This window comes from Bradyrhizobium genosp. P (assembly GCF_049949265.1).
Taxonomy (GTDB): Bacteria; Pseudomonadota; Alphaproteobacteria; order Rhizobiales; family Xanthobacteraceae; genus Bradyrhizobium.
On sequence record NZ_CP188195.1, the window covers coordinates 5,806,293 to 5,830,969 of the forward strand.

Annotated in this window: 24 protein-coding genes and 1 pseudogene; 7 read left to right on the forward strand and 18 right to left on the reverse strand. The window is 65.1% G+C overall.

Going from position 1 to position 24,677, the window contains the following annotated elements; genetic code table 11:
- Positions 1-3: 3 nt before the first annotated feature.
- From ACP2YO_RS28180 to ACP2YO_RS28200, 5 genes are read right to left on the reverse strand one after another with little or no spacing between them, the layout of a single operon-like run.
- Positions 4-1,272 (reverse strand): NAD(P)/FAD-dependent oxidoreductase, encoded by a 1,269-nt coding sequence (locus ACP2YO_RS28180; protein ID WP_426434411.1) that lies wholly within the window; start codon positions 1,270-1,272, stop codon positions 4-6.
- Complete coding sequence (locus ACP2YO_RS28185) at positions 1,272-2,936, reverse strand: thiamine pyrophosphate-binding protein (RefSeq protein WP_426434412.1); 1,665 nt, start codon at positions 2,934-2,936, stop codon at positions 1,272-1,274. The genes ACP2YO_RS28180 and ACP2YO_RS28185 overlap by 1 nt, the downstream gene beginning before the upstream one ends.
- Positions 2,933-4,159, reverse strand: a complete 1,227-nt coding sequence (locus ACP2YO_RS28190) for a pyridoxal phosphate-dependent aminotransferase (RefSeq protein WP_426434413.1) — start codon at positions 4,157-4,159, stop codon at positions 2,933-2,935. The genes ACP2YO_RS28185 and ACP2YO_RS28190 overlap by 4 nt, the downstream gene beginning before the upstream one ends.
- A 16-nt stretch (positions 4,160-4,175) precedes the next feature.
- A complete protein-coding gene (locus ACP2YO_RS28195; protein WP_426434414.1) occupies positions 4,176-4,529 on the reverse strand; it encodes a RidA family protein in 354 nt (117 codons plus the stop codon).
- A gap of 25 nt (positions 4,530-4,554) precedes the next feature.
- Positions 4,555-5,472 (reverse strand): NAD(P)-dependent oxidoreductase, encoded by a 918-nt coding sequence (locus ACP2YO_RS28200; protein WP_426434415.1) that lies wholly within the window; start codon positions 5,470-5,472, stop codon positions 4,555-4,557.
- 294 nt (positions 5,473-5,766) lie between these two features.
- On the opposite strand from ACP2YO_RS28200, the gene ACP2YO_RS28205 reads away from it, so the two are divergent.
- The 3 genes from ACP2YO_RS28205 to ACP2YO_RS28215 are packed head-to-tail and all read left to right on the forward strand — an operon-like array spanning position 5,767 to position 8,043.
- Entirely contained in the window at positions 5,767-6,606 is an 840-nt protein-coding gene (locus tag ACP2YO_RS28205; RefSeq protein ID WP_426434416.1) for a transporter substrate-binding domain-containing protein, read from the forward strand.
- A gap of 7 nt (positions 6,607-6,613) precedes the next feature.
- A complete protein-coding gene (locus tag ACP2YO_RS28210) occupies positions 6,614-7,276 on the forward strand; it encodes an amino acid ABC transporter permease (RefSeq protein ID WP_426434417.1) in 663 nt (220 codons plus the stop codon).
- Entirely contained in the window at positions 7,273-8,043 is a 771-nt protein-coding gene (locus ACP2YO_RS28215) for an amino acid ABC transporter ATP-binding protein (protein WP_426434418.1), read from the forward strand. The genes ACP2YO_RS28210 and ACP2YO_RS28215 overlap by 4 nt, the downstream gene beginning before the upstream one ends.
- Positions 8,044-8,062: 19 nt before the next feature.
- Here ACP2YO_RS28215 and ACP2YO_RS28220 read toward each other — a convergent pair.
- The 5 genes and pseudogenes from ACP2YO_RS28220 to ACP2YO_RS28240 all read right to left on the reverse strand — a co-directional run.
- Positions 8,063-8,851: pseudogene (locus tag ACP2YO_RS28220) on the reverse strand (acyl-CoA dehydrogenase family protein); the annotation flags it as partial.
- A gap of 13 nt (positions 8,852-8,864) precedes the next feature.
- Positions 8,865-9,692: an SDR family NAD(P)-dependent oxidoreductase gene (locus tag ACP2YO_RS28225; protein ID WP_426434419.1), complete on the reverse strand. Its 828-nt coding sequence runs from the start codon at positions 9,690-9,692 to the stop codon at positions 8,865-8,867.
- 229 nt (positions 9,693-9,921) lie between these two features.
- Entirely contained in the window at positions 9,922-10,329 is a 408-nt protein-coding gene (locus tag ACP2YO_RS28230; RefSeq protein ID WP_426434420.1) for a MaoC family dehydratase, read from the reverse strand.
- Positions 10,326-10,781, reverse strand: coding sequence for a MaoC family dehydratase N-terminal domain-containing protein (locus ACP2YO_RS28235; RefSeq protein WP_426434421.1), 456 nt, complete (start codon positions 10,779-10,781; stop codon positions 10,326-10,328). The genes ACP2YO_RS28230 and ACP2YO_RS28235 overlap by 4 nt, the downstream gene beginning before the upstream one ends.
- 7 nt (positions 10,782-10,788) lie before the next feature.
- Positions 10,789-11,973, reverse strand: a complete 1,185-nt coding sequence (locus ACP2YO_RS28240) for a lipid-transfer protein (RefSeq protein WP_426434422.1) — start codon at positions 11,971-11,973, stop codon at positions 10,789-10,791.
- Positions 11,974-12,069: 96 nt separating this feature from the next.
- Here ACP2YO_RS28240 and ACP2YO_RS28245 point away from each other — a divergent pair, with 96 nt between their 5' ends.
- Both ACP2YO_RS28245 and ACP2YO_RS28250 read left to right on the forward strand, forming a co-directional pair.
- Positions 12,070-12,855 carry a TetR/AcrR family transcriptional regulator gene (locus tag ACP2YO_RS28245; RefSeq protein ID WP_426434423.1) on the forward strand — a complete coding sequence of 262 codons (786 nt, stop codon included), beginning with the start codon at positions 12,070-12,072 and terminating at the stop codon, positions 12,853-12,855.
- Entirely contained in the window at positions 12,785-14,341 is a 1,557-nt protein-coding gene (locus ACP2YO_RS28250; protein WP_426434424.1) for an acyl-CoA synthetase, read from the forward strand. The genes ACP2YO_RS28245 and ACP2YO_RS28250 overlap by 71 nt, the downstream gene beginning before the upstream one ends.
- A gap of 180 nt (positions 14,342-14,521) precedes the next feature.
- Here ACP2YO_RS28250 and ACP2YO_RS28255 read toward each other — a convergent pair whose 3' ends face one another.
- Genes ACP2YO_RS28255 through ACP2YO_RS28265 form a run of 3 tightly spaced genes read right to left on the reverse strand, consistent with a single transcriptional unit; the run spans position 14,522 to position 16,860 of the window.
- Positions 14,522-15,253: an SDR family NAD(P)-dependent oxidoreductase gene (locus ACP2YO_RS28255; protein ID WP_426434425.1), complete on the reverse strand. Its 732-nt coding sequence runs from the start codon at positions 15,251-15,253 to the stop codon at positions 14,522-14,524.
- The gene (locus tag ACP2YO_RS28260) at positions 15,246-16,628 is read right to left on the reverse strand and encodes a class I adenylate-forming enzyme family protein (protein WP_426434426.1); all 1,383 of its coding nucleotides are present in this window, start codon (positions 16,626-16,628) and stop codon (positions 15,246-15,248) included. The genes ACP2YO_RS28255 and ACP2YO_RS28260 overlap by 8 nt, the downstream gene beginning before the upstream one ends.
- Positions 16,615-16,860, reverse strand: coding sequence for a phosphopantetheine-binding protein (locus tag ACP2YO_RS28265; protein ID WP_426434427.1), 246 nt, complete (start codon positions 16,858-16,860; stop codon positions 16,615-16,617). The genes ACP2YO_RS28260 and ACP2YO_RS28265 overlap by 14 nt, the downstream gene beginning before the upstream one ends.
- Before the next feature lie 100 nt (positions 16,861-16,960).
- Here ACP2YO_RS28265 and ACP2YO_RS28270 point away from each other — a divergent pair, with 100 nt between their 5' ends.
- The gene (locus ACP2YO_RS28270) at positions 16,961-17,836 is read left to right on the forward strand and encodes an acyl-CoA acyltransferase (RefSeq protein ID WP_426434428.1); all 876 of its coding nucleotides are present in this window, start codon (positions 16,961-16,963) and stop codon (positions 17,834-17,836) included.
- 9 nt (positions 17,837-17,845) lie between these two features.
- On the opposite strand, the gene ACP2YO_RS28275 is transcribed toward ACP2YO_RS28270, so the two are convergent.
- Positions 17,846-19,648, reverse strand: a complete 1,803-nt coding sequence (locus tag ACP2YO_RS28275; protein ID WP_426443332.1) for a long-chain-acyl-CoA synthetase — start codon at positions 19,646-19,648, stop codon at positions 17,846-17,848.
- A 236-nt stretch (positions 19,649-19,884) separates the two neighbouring features.
- On the opposite strand from ACP2YO_RS28275, the gene ACP2YO_RS28280 reads away from it, so the two are divergent.
- Positions 19,885-20,868 (forward strand): Bug family tripartite tricarboxylate transporter substrate binding protein, encoded by a 984-nt coding sequence (locus ACP2YO_RS28280; RefSeq protein WP_426434429.1) that lies wholly within the window; start codon positions 19,885-19,887, stop codon positions 20,866-20,868.
- 18 nt (positions 20,869-20,886) lie between these two features.
- Here ACP2YO_RS28280 and ACP2YO_RS28285 read toward each other — a convergent pair whose 3' ends face one another.
- The 4 genes from ACP2YO_RS28285 to ACP2YO_RS28300 all read right to left on the reverse strand — a co-directional run bounded on the left by ACP2YO_RS28285 (position 20,887) and on the right by ACP2YO_RS28300 (position 24,652).
- Positions 20,887-21,708 (reverse strand): SDR family NAD(P)-dependent oxidoreductase, encoded by an 822-nt coding sequence (locus ACP2YO_RS28285; RefSeq protein ID WP_426434430.1) that lies wholly within the window; start codon positions 21,706-21,708, stop codon positions 20,887-20,889.
- A gap of 273 nt (positions 21,709-21,981) precedes the next feature.
- On the reverse strand, positions 21,982-22,701 hold the full coding sequence (locus ACP2YO_RS28290; protein ID WP_426434431.1) for an RraA family protein: 720 nt from the start codon (positions 22,699-22,701) through the stop codon (positions 21,982-21,984).
- 273 nt (positions 22,702-22,974) lie between these two features.
- A complete protein-coding gene (locus ACP2YO_RS28295; protein WP_426434432.1) occupies positions 22,975-23,874 on the reverse strand; it encodes a CDP-alcohol phosphatidyltransferase family protein in 900 nt (299 codons plus the stop codon).
- A gap of 79 nt (positions 23,875-23,953) precedes the next feature.
- A complete protein-coding gene (locus tag ACP2YO_RS28300) occupies positions 23,954-24,652 on the reverse strand; it encodes a phosphatidylserine decarboxylase (RefSeq protein WP_426434433.1) in 699 nt (232 codons plus the stop codon).
- Positions 24,653-24,677: the final 25 nt, after the last annotated feature.

Sequence of the window (24,677 nt, forward strand, 5' to 3'; positions counted from 1 at the left end):
GCCTCAGAGGAAACGGGAGGGTGCGAAAGGCCCCAGCGGGATTTCCGCCGGCTTGCCGCTGAGCAGTTGCGCAACCAGCCGGCCGGTGCGGGCCGAGCCGACCAAGCCGACATGGCCGTGGCCGAACGCATAGACCACATCGCGCGTGGCGCGCGCATAGCCGATGCAGGGACGGCCGTCTGGCATGCTCGGGCGATGGCCGAACCAGGTTTTGATGCGCGAGGCCGGAATATTCTTCGGCAGCTTCGGGAACATGCTGAACAGATGGTCGCGCAGGATCTCGGCGCGCTTCCAGTTCGGCGCGGCGTCGAGGCCGGCGATCTCAACGGTGCCGGCGGCGCGCAGGCCCTTGTCGGTCCAGTTGACGACCATTTTTGCATCCGAGGCCATCATCGAATTGCGCGGCCCGGACTTCGGATTCTCGATCATCACATGATAACCGCGTTCGGTCTCGAGCGGCAGCGGATCGCCGATCGACGCGCTGAGCTGCTTCGAGCGCGCACCCGCGGCGACGACGGCGGCATCGCACGCGATCTCGCCGGTGTCGGTAACGACAGCGACGAGCTTGTTGCCATCAAGCCTGAGGCCGGTCGCCTTGGCGGCGACGCGCACGGCACCCTGGGCGATCGCGTGAGCCGCGAGCGCCGCGACATAGCTGCCAGGATCGCGGCAACGCCCCGCCTCCTCCACCACGACGCCGAATTTGTAGCGCGGGTCGAGATCGGGCTCGCGCTGCCGCATCTCGTCTTGGTCCAGCTCGAGCCATTCGATGCCGACACGCTTGCGGATGCGCCAGCCCAGATCGCCGTCGAACGGCGCGCGCGAGGGATACACATGCATCACCCCGCGACGCTCGATCAGCTCGGGCACGCCGGCTTCATCAGCCAGTTGCTTGTGCAATTGCGGCGCGTCCTTGAGGAGATCGCGCAGCGCCCGCGCCGTGGTCTCGACCTGCGCCTCGGTCCAGCTCGACAGCAGATACTTGATCAGCCAGGGCAAAGCCTTCGGCAGATAGGACCAGCGGATCGCAAGCGGTCCCATCGGGTCCATCAGATAACCCGGGACTTTCTTCCAGGTACCGGGCTCGGCCGGCGGGATCACCGAATGCGAGGATAGCCAACCCGCATTGCCGTAGCTCGCCGCCTGCGTGCCACCGGGCTCGCCGGGATCGATCAGCGTGACGCGATGCCCCTCGCGCAGCGCCTCGATGGCGCTGATCACGCCGACTGCGCCAGCGCCGATGATCGCAACGTGGCGGCCCGTGGCTGTCATCAGCGCTTGGCCTCTTCGGGCACGAAGTCCTTGCCCACCGACATCGCGCGGGGATCGACCAGGCAGTGCAGGATCGCGGGCTTGCCGGAGGCGAGCGCGCGCTCGAAGGCGGGTGCGAAATCTTCGGTGCGCTCGACCCGTTCGCCGTGACCACCGAACGCCTTGGCGTACAGCGCGAAGTCCGGGTTCTTCAACTGCGTGCCGACGACGCGGCCAGGATAGTCGCGCTCCTGGTGCATGCGGATGGTGCCGTATTGCCCGTTGTCGATCACGACGACGATCAGCGCCGCGTCATATTGCACGGCGGTGGCAAACTCCTGCCCGTTCATCAGGAAACAGCCGTCACCGGCAAACGCGACGACGACGCGATCGGGAAACTGCCGCTTGGCCAGCACCGCCGCCGGCACGCCATAGCCCATCGAACCCGAGGTCGGCGCAAGCTGGGCGGCGAAGCTATGGAAGCGATGGTGGCGATGAATCCAGCCGGCATAATTGCCGGCGCCGTTGCAGACGATGGCGTCCTTCGGCAGCCGGTCGCGCAGCCAGGTCACGACCTGCCCGTACTGGAATGCGCCCGGCAGTTCGCGCGGCTTGTCGGTCCAGGCCAGATAATCCGCATGCGCCTTCGCAGCTTCGCCGTTCCAGGCCGGAGCGGCAGCAGGCTTCAGCGTCTCGACGGCGGCGGCGAACGCGGCCGGCGTGGCCTGGATCGCGAGCGCCGGCTGATAGACGCGGCCGAGCTCTTCGGAGCCGGGATGAACATGGATGAGCTTCTGGCTCGGCACCGGAATGTCGAACAGGGTGTAGGACGACGACGGCATTTCCGACATGCGGCCACCGATCAGGAGAATGACGTCGGCGCCGGTGATGCGATCCTTCAGCTTCGGGCTTGGACCGATGCCGAGATCGCCGGCATAATGTGAATGATCGGCGTCGAACAACGAGGCGCGGCGGAACGAGGTAGTCACAGGCAGATCGAAGCGCTCGGCAAAGCGCGCGATGCCCTTGGCGGCATCAGCGGTCCAGGCTGAGCCGCCGAGAACCACGATCGGCGCCTTGGCGCTCGCCAGCATCGCACCGAGGCGTTCGAGATCTGACGGCGCCGGCCAGCTCACGGCCGGCTCGATCCGCGGGGCATCGGAAACCGCGGCGGTCTCGGTCAGCATGTTCTCCGGCAGCGCGATCACGACGGGACCGGGGCGCCCCTGCAACGCGATGCGGAAGGCGCGTGCGACGAGTTCAGGGATGCGGTCCGGTGCATCGATCTCGACCGCCCATTTCGCCATGGTGCCGAACACCGCCTTGTAATCGAGCTCCTGGAACGCCTCGCGCTCGCGCATGCCGGTGTCGACCTGGCCGACGAACAGGATCATCGGGGTCGAATCCTGCATTGCGATGTGCACGCCATGGGCGGCGTTGGTCGAGCCGGGACCGCGGGTGACGAAGCAGATGCCGGGACGTCCCGTGAGCTTGCCATAGGCCTCGGCCATCATCGCAGCTCCGCCCTCGGCGCGGCAGATCACGACGTCGATCGGGCTGTCATGCAGCGCGTCGAGCGCCGCGAGGTAGCTTTCGCCCGGCACGCAGGTGACGCGCTCGACGCCTTGCGCGACGAGCTGGTCGATGAGGATCTGGCCCCCGGTGCGGGCGTTACTTTTGTTCATGACAGCTCCCTGCAGGCTTTGGCGATGCGGCTCAGCGCCTCGCGCAGATTTTGTTCCGAGGTTGCGTAGGACAGACGAAAATACGGCGCAAGGCCGAAGCAGCTGCCGGGGACCACGGCCACGTCATGCTGCTCCAGCAAATAGCGGCAAAAGGCGGCATCGCTGTCGATTTGCACGCCACCGGGCGTCCGCCGCCCGATCAGGCCAACGCAGCTTGCGAAGGTATAGAATGCGCCCTCCGGCCGGCGGCAGCTCACGCCATCGATCGCGTTCAGCGCGTCGACCACGAGGTCGCGGCGGCGCTGGAAGGCGTCGCGGCGTTCGATCAGGATGCCTTGCGGCCCGGTCAGCGCCGCTATCGCCGCCGCCTGGCTCACCGACGACGGATTGGTCGTGCTCTGGCTTTGCACTACGGCCATCGCCGCGATCAGCTCGTGGGGACCGCCGCCATAGCCGACACGCCAGCCGGTCATCGCATAGGCTTTTGAAACCCCGTTGACGGTGAGCGTCCGCGACTTCAGGCCGGGTTCGAGCGCAGCGGCCGTGACGAAGGGCATGCCGTCATAGGTCAGATGCTCGTAGATATCGTCGGCCATCAGCCAGACCTGCGGATGACGTATCAGCACGTCCAGGATCGGCCGAAGCTGCGCCGCCGAATACGCCGCCCCGGTCGGATTCGACGGCGAATTCAGCAGCAGCCAGCGCGTCCGCGGCGTGATCGCGCGTTCGAGATCGGCGGGATCCAGGCGAAAGCCGTTGTCCTCGCGGCACAGCACGTCGACCGGCGTGCCGTCGGCGATCTTCACCATGTCGGCGTAGCTTGTCCAATAGGGTGCTGCGAGGATGACCTCGTCGCCCGGACTGAGAGTGGCCATGAACGCGTTGTGGATCACCTGCTTGGCGCCGGCGCCGGCGGTGATCTCGTCGCTGGCGTAATCGACGCCGTTCTCGCGGCGGAATTTCTCCGAGATCGCGGCCTTCAGCTCGAGCGTGCCGTCGAGGATCGTGTATTTGGTCTGGCCGGCGCGGATCGCCCGTTCGGCAGCGGCCTTGACATGGTCGGGCGTGTCAAAATCGGGTTCGCCGGCGCCAAGCACGATCACCGGCCGCCCTTCCCGCTTCAGCCGTTGCGCTGTCGCGCCGATCTTGAGGATCTCGGACACGCCGATCGCGCCGATGCGCCGGGCGGGGCGGAAGCTCGATGGCGTTTCCTGGACGGTCACGGCGCGCTCCGATGCATCAGCGGCGCGCCGCTGTTACGATAACCTCGATGCGGTAGGCGGGATCGGCGAGCTCGACCTTGCCGCAAGCGCGGGTCGGCGCATTGCCCGGCACCACCCAGGCGTCATAGACCGCGTTCATCGCGTCGAAATCGTCCATGGTCTTGAGCCAGACCTGCACGCTGAGCAGGCGCGACTTGTCGGTGCCGGCGCGGGCCAGCATGTCGTCGACCTTGGCGAGCGCTTCGTGCGTCTGCTGCGCAATGTCTGCGGACTTGGTGTCGGCGACCTGGCCGGCGAGGAAGACGAGATCGCCGAACACGCTGGCGCGGCTGCGGCGCGCGTTCTGGTCGATGCGGGTGATGTCAGACATGCGGGATTTCCTGGTTGCGTATGAATCAGCGGCCGGTCGCGATGATGCGGCGGCAATGCTCGAGCGCGGCGCCGATCAGATTGTCGCTCGCCTCAGGCGTGCGGAACGCCGAATGCGCCGACAGCGTCACGTTCGGCAGCGTGGTGAGCACGTGGCCGGCCGGCAGCGGCTCGACGGTGAAGACGTCGAGGCCGGCATGGGCGATGTGGCCGGATCGCAAGCCGTCGATCATGGCGTCCTCGTCGACCAGCGCACCGCGCGCGGTGTTGATCAGGATGGCGCCGGGACGCATTGCGGCGATGCGATCGCGGGAGAGAAAGCCCTTGGTGTCGTCGCTGAGCAGCAGATGCAGCGAGACGACATGGCTCTCGGCGAGCAGTTTTTCGAGCGGCACGAACTCGACACCCGGATGCGACTTCGCGGTCCGGTTCCAGGCCAGCACCTTCATGCCGCAGCCGAGCGCCATGCGCGCAGCTTCCGCGGCGATGCCGCCGAAGCCGATCAGGCCGAGCGTCTTGCCGGTGAGCTGCATCGCGTCGCGGCGCAGCCAGTTGCCGGCGCGCATGCCTCGATCCATCTCGCCGAAGCTTTTCGACGACGCCCACATCAGTGCAATCGCACATTCGGCCACAGCCGTGTCGCCATAGCCCTTGATGGTATGGACGGCGATACCGTGCTGGCTCAGCTCGTCCGGATTCATGTAGCTGCGCGCGCCGGTGCCGAGGAAGACGATGTGCTTGAGACCGCTGCATTTGGCGGCGACGGCTGTTGGTACCGCTGTGTGATCGACGATCATGATCTCGGCGCCGTCGAGCAGGCCGGGCAGATCGTCGGGCTTGATGCCGGCGTTGCGGTTGATGGCGACGGGCAGGCCTTGCGAGCCCAGCAGCTTTTCAGTGACGGCCGCCAGCGTGTCGTTGGCATCGACGAATAGAGCGCGCAACGGACCTCTCCTTCCAATCATGAACAAAGGCAGCGGCGGGTCACCGCCCAAGCGGTGGGCGACTATCCGAAAGCCGCACTTGACTGCGTTCAATCTTGTATTCAGCATTGAATGCGGTTGGCAACCCCTTCAGCGGAGGATTTTCGCCGACCGCCTGAAGGCCTGCCGACCGATTGGGCATTCCATGACTCTGCCGCTCAAACGGTCAGCAAGTTAACATACTGGATTGCATTTTATCCTGAATACAGAAATAGTCCAGCTCGGAACGCTGAACTCATCCGCGAGAGGACCGACATGAATCGCAGGGACGCACTCACCACCGTGGCGCTGGCAGGCGCCGCCGCGATTGCCACGACCGCATCAGCCAAGGCCGATACCGCGCCGGAATCCACGCTCGCGCGCATCAAGAAGAGCGGCGTGCTGCGGGTCGCCGTGATCGTCGGTCAGGAGCCCTACTTCCACAAGGATCTCGCCAGCGGCCAGTGGTCGGGCGCCTGCATCGACATGGCCAACGACATCGCCTCCAAGCTCAGCGCCAAGGTCGAGACGCTGGAATCCACCTGGGGCAACCAGATCCTCGATCTGCAGGGCGGCAAGGTCGACCTCGCCTTCGCCGTGAACCCGACGCCGGAGCGCTCGCTGGTCATCGATTTCTCCACGCCGATTCTGGTGCACTCCTTCACCGTCATCACCAAGAAGGGTTTTGCCAAGCCGCAGACCTGGGCTGAGATCAACAAGCCCGAGGTGAAGATCGCGGTCGACATCGGATCGACGCACGAGACGATCGCGCGCCGCTATTGCCCGAAGGCGACGATCCTGGGCTTCAAGAACCGCGACGAGGCGATCCTGGCGGTCGCCACCGGCCGCGCCGACTGCAACGTGTCGCTGGCGGTGCTCGCGGTGTCGACGCTGAAGAAGAACCCCAATCTTGGCGAGCTCGCGATCCCGCGTCCGGTGCTGACGCTGCCGACCAACATGGGTATCCGCGCCGACGCCGATCGCCGCTACAAGGATTTCCTCAGCGCCTGGGCCGACTACAACCGTTCGCTCGGCCAGACCCGCGAATGGATGCTGAAGGGGTTCGAGTCGGTTGGCCTCGCCCCGGACGACATCCCCCCGGAAGTGCAGTTCTGACGCGCCGATGTACGTCTGGGATTTCGCGGCGCTCAAGCCCTACTGGCCGCTGATTTGGCAGGGCCTGCTGGTCACCATCTTCTATACCGTGACAACAGTGGTCACGGGGCTCGTGATCGGGCTCGTCGTCGGCATCCTGCGCACCAATTCGCCGCGCTGGATCACGATGCCGCTGCGATTCTACATCGAGGTGTTCCGCTGCACCCCGCTGCTGGTGCAGTTGGTCTGGGTCTACTACGCCCTGCCCGTACTGATCGGCGTCGATATGTCGCCAGCGATGGCCTGCTTCCTCGCACTGTCGCTCTACGCCGGTTCGTTCTATGCCGAGATCTTCCGCGGCGGTATCGAGGCCGTTGATAAAGGCCAGTGGGAGGCCGGGCGCGCCATCGGCATGCGGCGCGGCAAGATCTTCCGGCGCATCGTGCTGCCGCAGGCGATCCAGGTGATGATCCCCTCCTTCATCAACCAGACCATCATGCAATTGAAGAACACCTCGCTGGTCTCGGTGGTCGCGGTCGGCGACCTGCTCTACCAGGGCTCGGTGATCACGGCGACGAGCTACCGGCCACTCGAGGTCTACACCGCGATCGCGGTGCTGTATTTCGTCGTGCTGTTTCCGCTCACTTTGGTCGCCGATCAGATCGAGCTCAGGCTGGGAGCGCACCGATGACCGCAAACGGCGCGACGCTGGCCGCGAGCAACATCCACAAGGCGTTCGGCGACAACCTTGTGCTGAAGGGCGCCTCGCTTGCGGTCTCGCGCGGCGAGGTGGTAACCTTGATCGGCGCCAGCGGCTCCGGCAAGTCGACCTTCCTGCGCTGCCTCAATCTGCTTGAAATGCCGCAACAGGGCGAGCTTGCGATCGGCCCCCACCGCTTCGCGTTCGGCACCGGCCTGCGGGCCCCTGGCGACATCAAGCTCGCGCAACTACGCCAGAACGTCGGCATGGTGTTCCAGCACTTCAACCTGTTCCCGCACATGTCGGTGCTGCGCAATCTCACCGAGGGTCCTGTGCAGGTGAAAGGCATGTCGCAGGCCGAGGCCAACGCGCTCGGCCGCGATCTCCTCGCCAAGGTCGGCCTCGCCGACAAGGCCGATGCCTATCCGAGTCGGCTGTCCGGCGGCCAGAAGCAGCGCGTCGCGATCGCGCGCGCGCTCGCGATGAAGCCGGACGTGATGCTGTTCGACGAGCCGACCTCCGCGCTCGACCCCGAACTCGTCGGCGAGGTGCTGGCCGTGATCCGCAACCTCGCCGCCGAAGGCATGACCATGGTGCTGGTGACGCACGAGATGGCCTTTGCGGCCGACGTGTCGAGCCGGGTCGGTTTCATGAATGACGGCGTCATGGCGGAGGTCGGAACTGCCGAAGAGATCATCCGCCAGCCGAAGAGCGAGCGGCTGAAGGCGTTTCTCAGCCGGTTTCACGAGGCAAGGTAGGCTGCGCCCGCCTCCTCCCCCGGACCGCGCGCTCCATCGAGGCGACCGCGCCGACCGCAAGCGACAGCCGCTCCTGCGGCAATTGCTGCATCAGTTGCGCGAAGCCGTTGCCTTCCTCCTGGCCGAGCAGATTCTCCGGCGGGACCGTGACATTGTCGAAGAACAATTCAGACGTGTCCGAGGCGTGCAGACCGATCTTGTCGAGGTTGCGCCCACGCCGGTAGCCCTCGGCGCTAACAGTCTCCACCACGATCAGCGAGATGCCTTTTGACCCTGCGCCGCCGGTGCGCGCGACCACGATGACGAGGTCGGCGGCGTGGCCGTTGGTGACGAAAGTCTTCTGGCCGTTGATGACGTAGGAATTGCCTTGTTTCCTGGCGGTGGTCTTGACGGCTTGCAGATCGGAGCCGGTGCCCGGCTCGGTCATCGCGATGGCGCCGACCATCTCGCCGGACGCCATCTTCGGCAGCCAGCGCTGCTTCTGCTCCTCCGAACCGTAATTGAGGATGTAGTGCGCAACGATCGCACTGTGCACGGAGACGCCGGTGGTCAGCTCCGGCACGGTGCTCTCGAGATCGTCGAGCACGGCGGCGTCATAGGCAAAGGTGGTGCCGAGACCGCCATAGGCCTCCGGCACGCTCGGGAGCAGCGCGCCCATCTCGCCGAGGGCGCGCCAGGCGGAGCGGTCGACCAACTTCTGCTCGCGCCATTTCTCGGCGTGTGGCGCCAAGTCCTTGGCGAGGAATTTGCGGAACTGATCGCGGAACGTATCCAGTTCCTCGGTCATCCAGGACGATCGGTAGTGCATCATGCCACCAATATCAGATGAGAAGACCGCCGCCGGCGACGATCACCTGACCGCTGATGTAGTTCGATTCCGGGCTGCAAAACAGGTAGACCGCGTCCGCCGCCTCTTCCGGCGTGCCGCCGCGGCCGAGCGGGATCATCCGGCTCATCGCCTCCAGCATCTGCGGCTGCACGCCGACCTTGATGTCGCGGCCGGCTACGTCGATGGTCTTCTGCTGGGTCTCGATCGGCTGGGTCAGGCGGGTGTTGATCAGGCCGAAGGCGACGCAATTGACGTTGACCTTGTAGCGGCCCCACTCCTTGCACATCGTACGCGTCAGCCCGATCAGCGACGCTTTCGCGGAGGAGTAGCTGGCCTGCCCGGCATTGCCGTAGAGGCCGGCGATCGAGGAGATGTTGACGACCTTGCGGAACACCTCGCGGCCGGCCTCGGCCTCCTTCTTCGCCATCACCCGGATCGGCTCGGAGGCCGCCCGCAGCAGCCGGAACGGCGCGACGAGATGAACGTCGAGCATCGCCTGGAACTGCTCGTCACTCATCTTCTGGATCGTCGAGTCCCAAGTGTAGCCGGCATTGTTGACGATGATGTCGAGCCCGCCGAAGCGATCGATGGCGGCGCCAACGAAGCGATCGGCAAAGCCCGTCTCGGTGACGCTGCCATTGACCGCGATCGCCTCGCCACTCGCGGCATTGATCTCGGCGGCAACCGCATCACCGGGCTCGACGTCGAGATCATTGACCACGACCTTGGCGCCTTCGCTTGCAAGCTTCAGCGCAATCGCCCGTCCGATGCCGCGGCCCGAACCGGACACGAGCGCGACTTTGCCTTGAAGTTTCGACATGAGTTCTCCCTCAAAAACACAGTTGAGATTGCGGCCTGCTTCGCCTCGCCCCGCTTGCGGGGAGAGGCCGGAACGCATCGTCAGATGCGTTCCGGGTGAGGGGGAGTCTCCGCGAATCCATCTGTCGCTGTTTGTGCGGTGACAGCCCCTCACCCCAACCCTCTCCCCGCAAGAGCGGGGCGAGGGAGCGCAATCCCGTCGCGGTCGGTATTCGCCCCATCCAATCCCGCTACAGCGCAATCACCGCTTCGCCGGCGAGCTTGATCTCACCGTTCTGATCTTTTGTGGTCAGCGCGAGCTTCGCGCGCCTCTCGCCTTGATGCTCAATCAGCTCGGTCACCATGCCCTCACAGGTCAGCCTCGCCCCGAGCTGCGTGATCGCGGCAAACCGCGTCGAGAATGAGCGGATGCGCGACGGCGCCACGGCGTCCGTCAGCGCCTGGCCGAGATAGCCCATCACCAGCATGCCGTGCGAGAACACGTCAGGGAATCCGGCCTCCTTGGCAAAATCGACGTCGACATGGATCGGATTGTGGTCGCCCGAGGCGCCGCAATAGAGCGCGAGGCGGTGGCGGGTGATCGGCGGAAACTCCTTGTGGACGAGGCGCTCGCCGATCGATGGGGAGTTACCGCTCATGACGGCCTCGCATTGCGCACCACCACCGTGCGCGAGGTATCGGCGACGTGGACGTCGTGCTGGTTGGTGACTGATGTCTCGATCACGATCAGCGTCATCGCGCCGCCCTTCTTGTCGGTGACACCGGTGACGCGCGGCTTGAACGTCAGGGTGTCGCCGACGACGACCGGCGCGTGATAGTCGAACCGCTGCTCACCATGCAGCACGCGGGCGAGATCGATGCCGAGCGCATTCAGGAATTCGAACGGTTCGGCCGCGTCCATCATTTCGAGGCAGAACAGATAGGTCGGCGGCACGGGCGTCGCCGCATAACCGGCGCCGCGTGCCGCCCCGTCGTCACGATAGAGCGGGTTTGTCTCGCCGAGCGTATCGAGGAAGAAGCGCAGCCGCCCCGGCTCGACACGCGCGGTGACGGGCGTAAACATACGCCCGACAGCGGATTGATCGACCATGGCGGCCTCAGACGCGTTCGTAGAGTGTCACGACGCAGGCGCCGCCGAGGCCGAGATTGTGCTGCAGGCCGAGCCGCGCGCCCTCGACCTGCGTGGTCGCAGCCGTGCCACGCAACTGCCGGGTCAGCTCGTAGCACTGCGCCAGACCGGTGGCGCCGAGCGGATGGCCCTTAGACAGCAGGCCGCCGGACGGGTTGGTCACGATCTTGCCGCCATAGCTGTTGTCGCCATCGTCGATGAAACGGGACGCCTCGCCCTGCCCGCACAGGCCGAGCCCCTCATAGGTGATCAGCTCGTTGTGGGCGAAGCAGTCGTGCAGCTCGACGACGTCGATATCCCCGGGGCCGATGCCGGCGGCTTCATAGACCTTGTTGGCGGCATCGTGCGTCATGTCGTAGCCGACCACCTGCATCATGTCGCGGGCGCCGAAGGTCGACGGCGTGTCTGTCGTCATCGCCTGCGCCGCAATGCGGACGTTCTTGTTGAGGCCGTGCTGGTCCGCGAATTTCTCCGACACCAGGATCGCCGCCGCGCCGCCGCAGGTCGGCGGGCACGCCATCAGCCGCGTCATCACGCCCGGCCAGATCACCTGATCGTTCATGACATCGTCGGCGGTGACTTCCTTGCGGAACAGCGCCAGCGGATTGTTCTTGGCATGGCGGCTCGCCTTCGCCCGCACCTTGGCGAACGCGGAGAGCGGCGTGCCGTATTTTGTCATGTGGCTCAAGCCCGCGCCGCCGAAATAGCGTAGCGCCAGCGGCACGCCGGGCGCATCGACGAGCTTGTCGGCCGCCGCGTCGAAATCGTCGAAGGCGCTGGGACGATCGGTGAAGACGGCGCCGAGCGCGCCGGGCTTCATCTGCTCGAAGCCGAGCGCCATCACGCAATCGGCCGCGCCCGACTCGATCGCCTGCCGCGCCAGGAACAGCGCCGTCGAGCCGGTCGAACAGTTGTTGTTGACGTTGACGATCGGGATGCCGGTCATGCCGACCGGATAGAGCGCGCGCTGCCCGCAGGTGGAGTCGCCATAGACGTAGCCGACATAGGCCTGCTGCACCTTGCCGTAGTCGAGACCGGCATCGGCCAGCGCGAGCTTCGCGGCTTCCGCCCCCATCACATGATACGGCGCATTGGCGCCGGGCTTGACGAACGGGATCATGCCGACCCCAGCAACGTAGGTGTGTGACGTCATCGCTGTCCTCCCGGAAATTACCTGCTGGACTATTTATTACCCATGGGTAATATACGGGACCGTCTCCTGAGTCAATGCGACGACAGCCTCAACCCCATGGACGCCCGCTCGCCCTCCGCCAACCAGCAATCGCCCTGGCTGCCCTTCGAAACCCGCCGCCGCGCCCGCGACGAGAAGCGCGAGGCGGTGCTGCGCACGGCCGTCGCCCTGTTCCTCGAAAAGGGCTACCACCGCACCACCCTGAACGACGTTGCCGAACGGTTGAACATCACCAAGCCCGCGCTCTACAATTACTTCGGCGGCAAGGACGAGATCCTGTTCGAATGCTGGGCGATCGGCAACGAGCGCGTTGACGACTGCATCACCGAGATCGCGGGCGCTGGCGGCACGGGCCTTGCGAAGCTGCGCAGACTGATTGTCCGCTATGCCGAGGTGATGACAACGGATTACGGCAAAAGCCTCGTTCGCTTCGATGTCCGCGATCTCACTGAGCACAACCGCAAGGTCGTCAACACGGCGAAGAAGAAGATCGATCTCGCCTTCCGCGATTACATCAGCGACGGCATCGCAGACGGCACGATCAGGCCGTGCGATCCAAAGCTGTCGGCCTTCGCGATCGCGGGCTCCTTGAACTGGATCGGCCACTGGTTCCAGCCCGGCGGCCCGATGACCGGAGCAGCCGTCGCCGAGGAATTCGCGATCCGCCTGACCGAAGGCATCGCCACGACGACAACACGCAAAGCAACCGTTCCGGCTGCACGGAAGGCGGACAAACCGCCTCGCAAGGGAAACGCACCAAGGGAGGATCAGGGTGAACATCACGCACGGACTGCGGCGCGCGCTGCAGGTCAATCCAAACGGGCTCGCGGTCGTCTGCGGTGAGCGGCGGCGCAATTGGGGCGAGGTCGGCGTACGCGTCGCCCGCCTCGCCGCCGCGATCCGCTCGCTCGGCGCCAACGATGGCGACCGGGTCGCGATCCTCTCGCTGAACTCCGACCGTTATCTCGAGCTCTATCTGGCAGTCGGCTGGGCCGGCGCGGTGATCGTACCGCTGAACATCCGCTGGTCCCAGCTAGAGAACGAAGATGCCATGCGCGATTGCCGCGCAACGATCCTGTTCGTCGACAAGGCGTTTGCGCCGGTTGGCGCGGCGCTGGCCAAGGCCATCTCCGGCCTCAAGCTGATCTATGCCGACGAAGGCGACACGCCGGCCGGCATGGAGAATTACGAGACTCTGATCGCGCGCAGCCAGCCGATTCCGGACGCGATGCGCTCCCGCGACGACCTCGCCGGCATCTTCTATACCGGCGGTACCACCGGCCGCTCCAAGGGCGTGATGCTGAGCCACGGTAATCTCATGGCCAACGCGCTGAACGCACTCGGCGAAGGCTTGTGGCCGAGCAGCACGATCTATCTGCACGCGGCGCCGATGTTCCACCTCGCCAACGGCGCGGCGATGTATTCGGTGCTGCTGTCCGGCGGCTCCAATGTCGTGATCCAGGGCTTTACGCCTGACGGCGTCGCGTCCGCCGTGCAGAAGGAACGCGTCACCGACGTGCTGCTGGTGCCGACCATGATCCAGATGCTCGTCGATCACCCGACGCTCGGAAACTACGACCTGTCGTCACTGAAGCGGATCTCATATGGCGCCTCCGTGATCAGCGACGCCGTTCTGATGCGCGGCATGAAGGCGCTGCCCCACATCGAGTTCACCCAGTGCTACGGCATGACCGAGCTGTCGCCGATCGCGACGGTGCTGCACTGGAAGGAACATATCGGCGACGGCCGCGCCAAGGGCCGGCATCGCGGCGCCGGCCGCGCCACGCTCGGTTGCGAGATCAAGATCGTCGATGCCGACGACAAAATGGTGCCGCTAGGCACCGTCGGCGAGATCGCGGTGCACGGCGACGTCGTGATGATAGGCTATTGGGAACGACCGGAAGAGACCGCGCGCGCGGTGATCGACGGCTGGATGCACACCGGCGACGGCGGCTACATGGACGCCGACGGCTTTGTCTATGTCGTCGACCGCGTCAAGGACATGATCATCTCCGGCGGAGAGAACGTCTATTCGGCCGAGGTCGAGAACGCGCTGGCCCAGCATCCGGCGGTGGCACAATGCGCCGTGATCGGCATCCCGAGCGAGCGCTGGGGCGAGCAGGTCCATGCCGTCGTCGTGATGAAGAGCGGTGCCGGCGCCACGCCGGCGGAGCTGATGGAGCACTGCAAAACGCTGATCGCCGGCTACAAATGTCCGCGCAGCGTCGATATTACCACCACACCGCTGCCGCTCTCCGGCGCCGGCAAGATATTGAAGCGCGAGCTCCGCAGGCCATATTGGGAGAATCGGGAGCGGCGCGTGAGCTGAAGCGCGTCTTGTAGATGTTGGGGCGCAAGCTCGCGATCCAGTCATTTCGGGGCATGCGAAGCATGAACTATAGTGCGCGATTGCGCACCTGAGAATCTCGAGATTCTCCGATGCGCAATTGCGCATCGTAGTTCGGTCCTGCGGACCGCCCCGAAATGACGGTGTCTGAAAACGGCCGCCCTAAGCCGTATTCCCGGCGTCGATGACGTGCACGGTACCGGTGATGTTGGTACCGCCCTCGCCCAGCAGGAACTCGACCATGGCCGCGACATCGTCCGGTTTCGCAAGCCGGCGCAGGGCACTGCGGCCCGCGATGCGCTCGCGATCGCCCTCGCTCAGGCTGCTGGTCAGATCGGTGTCGATGAAGCCGGGTGCGATCGCGTTCACGGTGATGCCGAGCTGTCCGACCTCGCGCGCCAGCGACCGGGTGAAGCCGGTGGCGGCTGCCTTGGTCGCGCCATAGACCGACAGGCCCTTGTAGCCGGTGGTCGCAATGATCGACGACATGTTGATGATGCGCCCGCCGCCGTCGGCCATCATCTGCCGCGCGATGTATTTGGTCAGGATGATCGGCGAGAGCACGTTCAGCCGGACCAGCGCCTCGATCTGGCTGTTGTGCATGGTCGCGAGCAGGCCCTCGGTGCCGACGCCGGCATTGTTGACCAGGCCGAAGATCGCGCCGAACTCGCCACGCAATTCCTTGGCGAAGGCAGGAATGGCGTCGACCTCACTGAGATCGAACGCCTTGAAGCAGATCTCGCCGGCATTGGTTGCGGCCGCGACGATGGCGTCGTCGAGCTCAGCACCTCCACGCCGCGCCACCGCGATCACGCGATAGCCACCGGCAGCGAGGCGGCGGGCGATGGCCAATCCGATCCCTCGGCTTGCTCCGGTGACGAGTACACTACGCATCTGACCGTGCCAGCTTTCCGGCCGCCGTCACCGCCAATGACGGTACGAAGCGCACGACGGCAGGGACCTTATGCGGCTCCAGCGCCGCCCGGCATGCCGCGAGGACGCCGTCGCGCACCGCGTCGGATCCCTCGGGCGCCTCCCCTTCGGCCAGCACAATATCGGCCGCGACGACCGCGCCGGTGATCGGGCTCCGTCGCGCCCGCGCGCGCGACATGCGCACGCCGGGATGGCCGTTGATCACGGCCTCGATCTCCTCGGGATGAACCTTGCGTCCCCCGATATTGATGATGCCGCCGCGCCGGCCGACGAAGTAACAGCGGCCGTTGCGGACCTCCACCATGTCGCCGGTGTCGACAAAGCCGTCCGCGTCGGTCAGGTCAGGGATATCGGCGCCGACATAGCCGGTCGCGACGCGCTTCGAGCGGATGCGCAGCGAGCCGTCCTCGATCTTCATGTCGACGCCGTCGCGGCCGTAACCGAGCATCGCCTCGGGAAAGCCTTCGAGGCCGTCATTGACGGCGAAGCCAACGCCCGCCTCCGTCGATGCATAGGCATGCCCGACCGATGCCGCAGGAAACGCCTGCTTGAGAGCGTCGAGGATGGCCTGATCCGCGATCTCGCCGGACAACCGCACATAGCGCGGCCCGAAACCAACCGTTGCGCCGCTCATCAACAGCTTGCGCCAATGCGTCGGCGTGCCGGAGATGTGGCTGACGGCGCGCGCATTCAGACGGGCGACCCAATCAACCATCGACTCCAGGGGATCCGACAGCACCATCGAGCCGCCGCCGATCACGGCGCGGAGCAATATCTGCAAGCCGCCGTAGCGGCGAATATCGTAGAAAGTCGCCCAGACCGGCGAAACCGGCGCGAGCGTGTCGGCGATGATGGCGCCGGCCAGGCCCTCGAGGGTGTGGCTGACGATCTTGGGCACTCCCGACGTGCCCGACGTCAGCATCAACCACTCCGTCACGCAGACCGTCGCAACTGGCAGCGATGCCGTCTGCGGCTCTGCCGTCACCGCAAAGGTTTCGATACCGCTGTCCGTCCAGCGCGCCGGGTTGTCGGACACCACGGCGTCGATCGCGGCGGTCTTCACCAGGGCTGCGAGATGATCGGGACTGACATCCGACGGCAACAGCAACATCCGTCGCGCGATGCCGTCGATTTCGGCGAGCGCAAGCGCGGATTGAAGCTGGCTGTCAAGATCAAGCAATATGGAACGGCCGGCGAGCCTGGCGAGCGATCCGCCAAGCCAGGTCCGACCAGCCATTCCGGTCAGGGACAGCTCGCGATGCGCATCTGAAATCACCCTGCCCGCAGGCGCAGGGCCGAGATAGTCGCGCAGTGCCCGAATCTCAGGCCGGGACATTCTCATACGCCCTGACGAAGTCGCCTATCGTGAGGGGAAACGACACCTCGTCGGAGATCGTGAATGGATCGAGCCCGAGCTCATCCTCGAGCCGCGCGACCAGGATCGCAAAGCCGAGCGAATCAAGGCCGGTGTGGTGCAGCGGCAAATCGTCGTCGAGCGGCGGCAGCATGACGTTCTGCTCGCGTGCGACCTGCTGCAATTCTGCAATAATCTTTAACCTTATCGACATCGGCTCTTTTGCTTTCGGTGCCAGCTGTGAGAAGAAGATAGGCCGGTCCGCGACAATTTTCTGCGTCTTTGGCGGACTTATTGCACGCCTTGGTAAACCGATGGCTAGCCAACGTCCCCGCATTCGGGAGATCACCGAGCAGGATCTCGACGCCGTCGGCGATTTGCTGACGCGAGGATTCGTGCACCGGCCGCGCGGCTACTGGATGCGCGGCCTGCAACGGCAGGCGGCGCGCGGCGTGCCGCCCGGTGCGCCGCGTTTCGGATATTTGATGGAACAGGATGGACAAGTCGTTGGCTGTCTCCTCCTGATCTGCGGATACAAGACGATCGATGGCGCGATCGCGGAGACCTGCAACGTCTCGAGCTGGTATGTCGATCCCGCATTCCGCAACTTCGCGGCGCTGTTCGCCTCGATGGTGCAGAAGCGCAAGCACGTGACCTACTTCAACATCACGCCGATACGGCCGACCTGGCCGATTCTCGAAGCGCAGGGTTATGTCAGCTACTGCAGCGGCCTGTATTTCTCGCTGCCGTGGCTGTCGTGGCACGGTGCCACGATGTCGGTCGAGCGCGTGACCGGCGGCCGCGCACCGGTCGATGGCCTGAGCGCTGATGACGCCGCCATGCTGCGGCGTCATGCCGAGTACTGCAATCTGAGCCTGGTCTGCCGCGGTGGCGGGCGGACCATGCCGTTCATCTTCCTTCCCTTGCGCAAGCGGCGCGGCATCATCCCGATGCCCGGCGTGCAGCTCGCCTACTGCCCGTCGATCGCCGATTTCGCGGCCAGCGCCGGCGCACTTGGGCGCTATCTTTTGTTGCGCGGCAAGCCGGTCGTGATCCTCGACGCCAACGGCGCTCTCCCCGGCATTCCCGGACATTACAGCGAGGCGCACGGCAGGAAATATTTCAGGGGACCACACCGGCCGCAGCTCGGCGATCTCACTGACACCGAACTCGCGATCTATGGGCTTTAACTTGGCCGGCTAGAGCCGCAGCGTGCCGTTGACGATGTCCGCAAAGCTCGCGCCATCGAGCGGCCGATAGGTCGCGACTGCGGCGTCACGGTAGAACAGACGGTCGCTGACGAGGGCGGGATCGAAGCCGTCGCTCACGAGCTCGGTACGCTTCTGCTTGAACGTCTCCGTGACCTCGAGCCTGTCGCGGATACGAATGAGGACCGGCTGGGCGTAGGACGGCAGCCGATTGGCAAGATGGCCATACAAGACCGCGATCTCGAAGCTCTCGTCGACGGCGATCGCGGCCATTCCGGCGCGGCCGTCGGCGCCTGGAATCGCGACGCCGTAGCTGACGGCATCGGTGACGCCGGGACAGGCCAGCATGGCCGCACTCACTTCCGACGTGGCGACGTTTTCTCCCTTCCAGCGAAACGTATCGCCCAGGCGATCGACGAAATGGAAATAGCCGGCGCGGTCGAGCCGCATCATGTCGCCGGTACGGAACCAGGCATCATCGGCCGCGAACACATTGCGCAGGATTTTCTTCTCGGTCTCGGCGATGTCCGTGTAGCCCTCGAAGCGGCCGCCACGCTCCGCCTTCGATCCGATGCGTCCGATCGCTTCGCCCGCCTCATCAGGCGCGCATGGCACGCACCACCCTTCGGGCGAGCGCAGTGGCGCGCCGTCGGTGTCGAGGCGGATGATCGCCGCCGGAAAGCGATGCTTGAGGAACGGGGGGATGCGGCCGATGGCGCCCGGCCTGCCCTCGACATTGTAGAGCGAGAAATTGCCCTCGGTCGCGGCGTAGAATTCCAGGATCTGTGGAATGCCGAAGCGCGCCTGGAACGCCTCCCAGATGTCGCCGGCGAGGCCGTTCCCGCAGGCGAGCCGCAGCCGGTGCGTCCGCTCGCCTTCGGCTGGCGGTGATTTGAGAAGGAAGCGGCAGAGCTCGCCGATATACTGGAACACGCTACAATCCCAGCGCGCGATATCCTGCCAAAACCGGCTCGCGGAGAATTTCTCCGATATCACGACCGATCCGCCTGCGCTCAGCATGCTGCAGGGAGCCACGACGCCGCCGACGCTGTGATAGAGCGGCAGGCAGTCGTAGAGGCGATCGGTGGCTGTCGCCTCCATCAGGCCTTCGAACCAGCGGCCCCAGGTCAGCACGCGGCGATGGTTGACATTGGCGGCTTTGGGCAGCCCGGTGGTGCCCGAGGTGTAGATCATCAATGCGCGATGATCGATAGTGACCGCACGGCGTTCCGCTGCCGACAGCAGGCCGTCATCGTATCCGGCCAATGCCTCGGCAAGATCGGCCTCATCGCGGCTGCCATGCAGCCAGAGCCTTGGCAGGCGCGCGAGATGTGCTGCGGCGCCATCGAACGCGTCGCGCAACTCGGCCGCGACGATCAGGTGCTTCGCGCCGGAAACATCGATGCAATGGGCGAGCGATCGGCCGACAAGATTGGTGTTGATCAGCGCCACCACCACACCGACGCGGCTGAGCCCGAGCCAGGCCGCGAGATACTCCGGCCGGTTCGGCATCAACAGGCCGACACACTCCCCGACCGCGATGTCGTGCGCCAGCGCCCAGCGCGCATAGCGGTTGATGCGCGCGGCGAGCTCACGATAAATGAAGCTCTCGCGGTCCGACAGCAGGCAGGCCTGTGCGGGGCGTCGCTCGGCCCATTCGTCGATCAGATCGGCAAACAGGCGCTGCGGCTCTGCATCGATCCGTGCGGTCAGCTCGATCGCCTTGAGCCAGCGTCTGGCTGATGACGACGACTTGCCTGCCGTGCTGCTGGCTCGATCCGGGATTGATATCATCACATCAGCGCTGCTTGATCCCTTGGCTATAGTCGCGGTTCGGCCTGAGAACGTTAATGGCAATGGTTAAGCACGGCAGCGCAGGTCGCATCACGCATGTTTGATTAATTTCGAAGGGGCCGGTTGCCCCTCGATTTCCCCGGTTCACGCCATGCCGCCTTTACCAAGACCCCGAGAAGGGCGTGCGGCGCCCATCAAGGCGACGTATGTGCAGAGAGCAAAGGGAGCAGCCCATCATGATCGCGCGCAGAGCGTTCGTCGTCTCGATGTTCGGTGCCGCCTGCCTCGCCGCTACGGCACGCTGCAATCGGGCCTTCGCGAATGCCGCCTATCCGGCGCAGCCGGTGCGCTGGATCGTGCCCTATGCCGCCGGCGGCGCCACTGACGTGCTGTCGCGGGTGATCTGCCAGCGCCTGACCGAGCGGCTCGGATATCCCTTCGTGGTCGAGAACAAGCCCGGCGCGGGCAGCAGCGTCGGAACCGAAGCCGTGATCAATTCGGCACCGGACGGCTACACGCTGCTGCTGACCAGCACGGCGAACGCCATCAACGCCTCGTTCGATCCAACCATCCATTTCGACTTCAGCAAGAGCATCGCGCCCGTCGCGGGCGTTGCCCGGATTCCGCTGGTGCTCGTCGTCAACAATGATCTGCCGGTGCACAATATCGCGGAGCTCATCACATACGCGAAGGCCAATCCCGGCAAGCTCAGCGTCGGATCGTCAGGCGTCGGGACGTCGCTGCATCTGTCCGGCACATTGTTCAACGCGATGGCCGGCGTCGATCTCGTCCACATTCCCTATCGCGGCTCGGCGCCCGGACTGACCGACCTGATGTCCGGGCAGATCCAGGCGATGTTCGACAACGTCACGTCCTCCTTCGAGCTGGTTCGCTCCGGCAAGCTCCGCGCCCTCGGCGTGACGACGAAAGATCGCTCGGCGACGCTGCCCGATGTGCCACCGATATCGGACGTGCTGCCCGGCTACGAGACCAGTTCATTCTATGGCGTCGGCGCGCCGGCCGGCACGCCGAAGGAGATCGTCGACCTGCTCAACCGCGAGATCAACGTCGCCCTCGCCGATCCCGCGATCAAGAAGCAGATCGTCAAGCTCGGCGCGATTCCGATTGCCGGCGATGCCGAGACGTTCGGCGGAATGCTCGCCGCCGAGACCGAGCGCTGGCGCAAGATCGTCGCCTTGGCCGGCCAGAAGGCGCGTTGAGACCGGCGGCCAGGCCGTTCAGGACACTCCCGTCAGCTTCAGGCTCACTGCCCGCAGCCGCTTCCGCGCATCGGCATCATAGGCCTGCGGATTGGCGCGCGCCTCGTTCATGCCGTTGAAGAACAACCCGCTCCTTTCAGCGACATCGTCGCCGTATACCAGACGCAGGATGGCGTCGCCGCCCTGCTCCACGGTCGAGATCGGGGTGGCGCCGCTGGCGCGCACCATCGTTGTATTCATGTAGGTCGCCGGATGCAGCGAATTGACGGTCACGCCCGTGCCCTGCAACTGTTCGGCGAGATCAATCGTGAACATGATCTGCGACAGCTTACTCTGCCCATAGGCCCGGCCGCCGCTGTAGTTCCGCGTTATCATCACGTCGTCGAAATCGATCGGGTGCTGGCCGATCGACGCCACGTTGACGATACGCGCCGGCGCGGCCGCCTTCAGCCGCGGCAGCAGCAGGTGCACGAGCAAGAAGCCGGCGAGATAGTTCACCGCAAAGCGCAGTTCGTGGCCGTCCTTGCTGGTCTGCCGTGCCGGACCTTCGCTTTGTGTGCCGATCCCGGCATTGCTGATGAGGACATCGAGGCGCTCCTGATCGGCGAGCACCGCCTCGGCGAATTCGCCGACCTCGGCGAGCGAGGAAAGATCGGCCTGATAGAACATCGGCTCGGCGCCGCCCGCCCGCTTGATCTCGTTGGCCAGCATCTGTGCGCGCGCCGTATCGCGGCCGTGAATCAGGACCCTGGCGCCGTCGGCCGCAAGTCTCAAAGCGACGTAACGGCCGACCCCATCGGTCGAACCGGTGATCAATACGGTCTTGCCATCCATCTTCATTGCAACGGTCCTTTGGTCGTTCCCCTGCGCCGCCGCAAAGATAATACGCCGCACGGAGATTGCCACGGCTGGTTTTCCGCCCGACTACCGCACAGAATGCGATGGTGCCGAGCAACGCAGGTCGCCCGAGCGCACCTGATTTCCGCCGAACATCGCTGTCGAGATGATCGTTCGGGATCTCCGACGTCGCGAGGATTGTGTCGGCGAGACCGCCAAAACAAAACGGCGGGCTATCCAGCCCGCCGTTTGACAATCTGACGAGACGCGTCCGTCTCAGTGGATTTCCGCCGAGCGCTTCAGGGCTTCCTTCAGCTTCTCAAGCGTGAAATCCTTCGAGCGCGCGATCTCCAGGATTGGCGTTTCGCGGCGGCCGCATAGTTCGGCGGCTTCGGGCAGCTTTGCGGCAATCTCGTAGGGGATCACGATCGCACCGTGATAATCGGCGTGGATCAGGTCGTCGGAGCGCACCGTCATCCCGGCGACACGGACTTCGCCGCCAAAGCTTTCAGCATGCACCCACGCGTGCGACGGACCGATCGAGCCGGCCAGCGCCTGGAAGCCGGGGGCCCATTGCGGGATGTCGCGGATCGAGCCGTCGGTGATGACGCCGAGGCAGCCGAGCGCCTTGTGCACATTGCTCTGCACCTCGCCCCAGAACGCGCCGTAGCCGACGTCCGGACCGTCGATGTCCTGGATCACGGAGATGCGCGGGCCGAAGCCGGTGCCGACATATTCGTAATAGTCGATGCGGCGCTTCGACTGCTCTTCGGCCGATAGGCCGGACTTCAGCACCGAGCGGATCGCAACCGTGCGGGCATAGCCGACGATCGGCGGCAGCGTCGGAAACGGACAAATCAGCGGCTTCACCGTGTAGCCGATCAGGCGGCGCTCCGGCGCCACGACCTCCATCGCGTTGCAGATCGTCGGCGTGTCATAGCGCGCCAGCGCTTCGAGAACGGACGCAGGAAGCGGGGCTGAAGCGGATGTCGTCACGGCGTTTCTCTCCTGATCTTTTGGCGTTCGCGGGCCGGTCTCCGCCTATAGCCGAGATCGGACGCGAACCCAACCGAGGGAACGCTCATGGCTGATATCTGCGCGAGGATTCATGCAGCTCTATCACCGTCACCCTGAGGAGGCCGCGAAGCGGCCGTCTCGAAGGGCCGACGGCCCCGCTTGTGGCCGTACATCCTTCGAGGCTCGCAAGAGCTCGCACCTCAGGATGACGGTGAAGCCGTTGCGCGGGGATGACGGGTCAGTTCGGCGCGTTCAGTGCAGGTGCGTCGGACGGTTGTCCTGGTCGGTGTCGGTGTCGGTGTCGGTGTCGGTGTCCGCGACCTGCGGCGCGTACGCGGACGCTGGGACCGGCGCAGATGCACTCGCCGCCCGCTCCTGCGCGGTAAGGTTGCGCTCCTGGTCGCGATAGGACTTCCAGCCCCAGGGCAGGCTGATCAGATAGAGCACCGAACCGGCCGACAGGATGTGCCAGGGGTAGCCAATCAAAAGCGCAACGAAGAACACCACCGAGACGAACACCGGCAGCACCATCTCCGGTGGCACACGCATCTTCACCGTCTTGCCGGAGAACACCGGCAGCCGCGACACCATCAGGAAGGCGATCAGCAGTGTGTAGAACGCGGTCAGCGTCGCCGGCGGCATCGGCACGCCGAGGAAGGCCAGATAGATCGGCAGCAGCGCCGTCACCGCGCCGGCTGGTGCCGGCACGCCGGTGAAATAATTGGCGGCAAAGGCCGGTTTGTTCGGATCGTCGATCGAGGCGTTGAAGCGAGCAAGACGCAGGCCACCCGAAATCGCGAATACCATCGCAGCGATCCAGCCGCCATTGTTCAGCTCATGCAGCTGCCAGAAATACAGGATCAGGCCAGGCGCGACGCCGAAATTGACGAAGTCGGCGAGGCTGTCGAGCTCGGCGCCGAACTTCGACTGGCCCTTGATCATGCGCGCGACGCGGCCGTCGATGCCGTCAAGCACGGCGGCGAACACGATCGCACCAACCGCAAGCTCCATCCGCCCTTCCGTCGACAGCCGGATCGCGGTCAGGCCGGCGCAGATTGCCAGCAGCGTGATCATGTTCGGCACGAGCATGCGCACCGGAATCGGGCGGAACCGGCGGCGGCGATATTCGGGAGAGTTGGGATCTATCGGCATCATGATCAGCTAATATAGCAAGCAACGCCGTGCTCCGCCATTGCGGCGGGAACCGGCTGATTGGCCCCAGAAAACACAGTTAATCGGCGCGGAACGTCCGCCCGGGATCGGCGCCATGGAAATCCGCCAATATGGTCTCGCCGGCGATCGCCGTCTGGCCCTCGGACACCAGCGCCTTGGTGCCTTCAGGGAGATAAACGTCGAGTCGCGAGCCGAAGCGGATCAGGCCGAAACGCTCACCGGCGCCGATCGACTGCCCCTCCTTGACGAAGCAGACGATGCGCCGTGCCACCAGCCCCGCGATCTGAACCACGCCAATCCGGCCGTTCGGCATCGAGATCACCAGCGAGTTGCGCTCATTGTCCTCGCTCGCCTTGTCGAGTTCGGCGTTGATGAAGGCGCCCGGCCGATAGGCGATACGGTCGATACGGCCGGCCACCGGGCTGCGGTTCACATGGCAGTTGAACACGCTCATGAAGATCGAGACCCGTGGCAGCGGCTTGTCGCCGAGGCCGAGTTCGGCCGGTGGCAGCGCCTGCACCACCATCGAGACGCGGCCATCGGCCGGCGACACCACGATGCCGTCACGCACCGGCGTCACCCTGACGGGATCGCGGAAGAACAGCGCGCACCAGATCGTCAGCAGCGTGCCGATCCAGCCCAGCGGGGTCCAGATCCAGAACAGGATCAGGCTCGCCAATGCGAAGCCGCCGATGAACGGATAGCCCTCGGGATGGATCGGGGGAATCTGCGCGCGGATGGAGTTGGCGATCGACATCAAAGCTCGCTCAAGAGTTTCCCGC

Coding starts and splice junctions, on each gene's coding strand:
- ACP2YO_RS28180 (WP_426434411.1), bottom strand. CDS start 1,272: ATGACAGCCACGGGCCGCCACGTTGCGATCATCGGCGCTGGCGCAGTC.
- ACP2YO_RS28185 (WP_426434412.1), bottom strand. CDS start 2,936: ATGAACAAAAGTAACGCCCGCACCGGGGGCCAGATCCTCATCGACCAG.
- ACP2YO_RS28195 (WP_426434414.1), bottom strand. CDS start 4,529: ATGTCTGACATCACCCGCATCGACCAGAACGCGCGCCGCAGCCGCGCC.
- ACP2YO_RS28205 (WP_426434416.1), top strand. CDS start 5,767: ATGAATCGCAGGGACGCACTCACCACCGTGGCGCTGGCAGGCGCCGCC.
- ACP2YO_RS28210 (WP_426434417.1), top strand. CDS start 6,614: ATGTACGTCTGGGATTTCGCGGCGCTCAAGCCCTACTGGCCGCTGATT.
- ACP2YO_RS28215 (WP_426434418.1), top strand. CDS start 7,273: ATGACCGCAAACGGCGCGACGCTGGCCGCGAGCAACATCCACAAGGCG.
- ACP2YO_RS28225 (WP_426434419.1), bottom strand. CDS start 9,692: ATGTCGAAACTTCAAGGCAAAGTCGCGCTCGTGTCCGGTTCGGGCCGC.
- ACP2YO_RS28230 (WP_426434420.1), bottom strand. CDS start 10,329: ATGAGCGGTAACTCCCCATCGATCGGCGAGCGCCTCGTCCACAAGGAG.
- ACP2YO_RS28235 (WP_426434421.1), bottom strand. CDS start 10,781: ATGGTCGATCAATCCGCTGTCGGGCGTATGTTTACGCCCGTCACCGCG.
- ACP2YO_RS28240 (WP_426434422.1), bottom strand. CDS start 11,973: ATGACGTCACACACCTACGTTGCTGGGGTCGGCATGATCCCGTTCGTC.
- ACP2YO_RS28245 (WP_426434423.1), top strand. CDS start 12,070: ATGGACGCCCGCTCGCCCTCCGCCAACCAGCAATCGCCCTGGCTGCCC.
- ACP2YO_RS28255 (WP_426434425.1), bottom strand. CDS start 15,253: ATGCGTAGTGTACTCGTCACCGGAGCAAGCCGAGGGATCGGATTGGCC.
- ACP2YO_RS28260 (WP_426434426.1), bottom strand. CDS start 16,628: ATGTCCCGGCCTGAGATTCGGGCACTGCGCGACTATCTCGGCCCTGCG.
- ACP2YO_RS28265 (WP_426434427.1), bottom strand. CDS start 16,860: ATGTCGATAAGGTTAAAGATTATTGCAGAATTGCAGCAGGTCGCACGC.
- ACP2YO_RS28270 (WP_426434428.1), top strand. CDS start 16,961: ATGGCTAGCCAACGTCCCCGCATTCGGGAGATCACCGAGCAGGATCTC.
- ACP2YO_RS28275 (WP_426443332.1), bottom strand. CDS start 19,648: ATGATATCAATCCCGGATCGAGCCAGCAGCACGGCAGGCAAGTCGTCG.
- ACP2YO_RS28280 (WP_426434429.1), top strand. CDS start 19,885: ATGATCGCGCGCAGAGCGTTCGTCGTCTCGATGTTCGGTGCCGCCTGC.
- ACP2YO_RS28285 (WP_426434430.1), bottom strand. CDS start 21,708: ATGAAGATGGATGGCAAGACCGTATTGATCACCGGTTCGACCGATGGG.
- ACP2YO_RS28295 (WP_426434432.1), bottom strand. CDS start 23,874: ATGCCGATAGATCCCAACTCTCCCGAATATCGCCGCCGCCGGTTCCGC.
- ACP2YO_RS28300 (WP_426434433.1), bottom strand. CDS start 24,652: ATGTCGATCGCCAACTCCATCCGCGCGCAGATTCCCCCGATCCATCCC.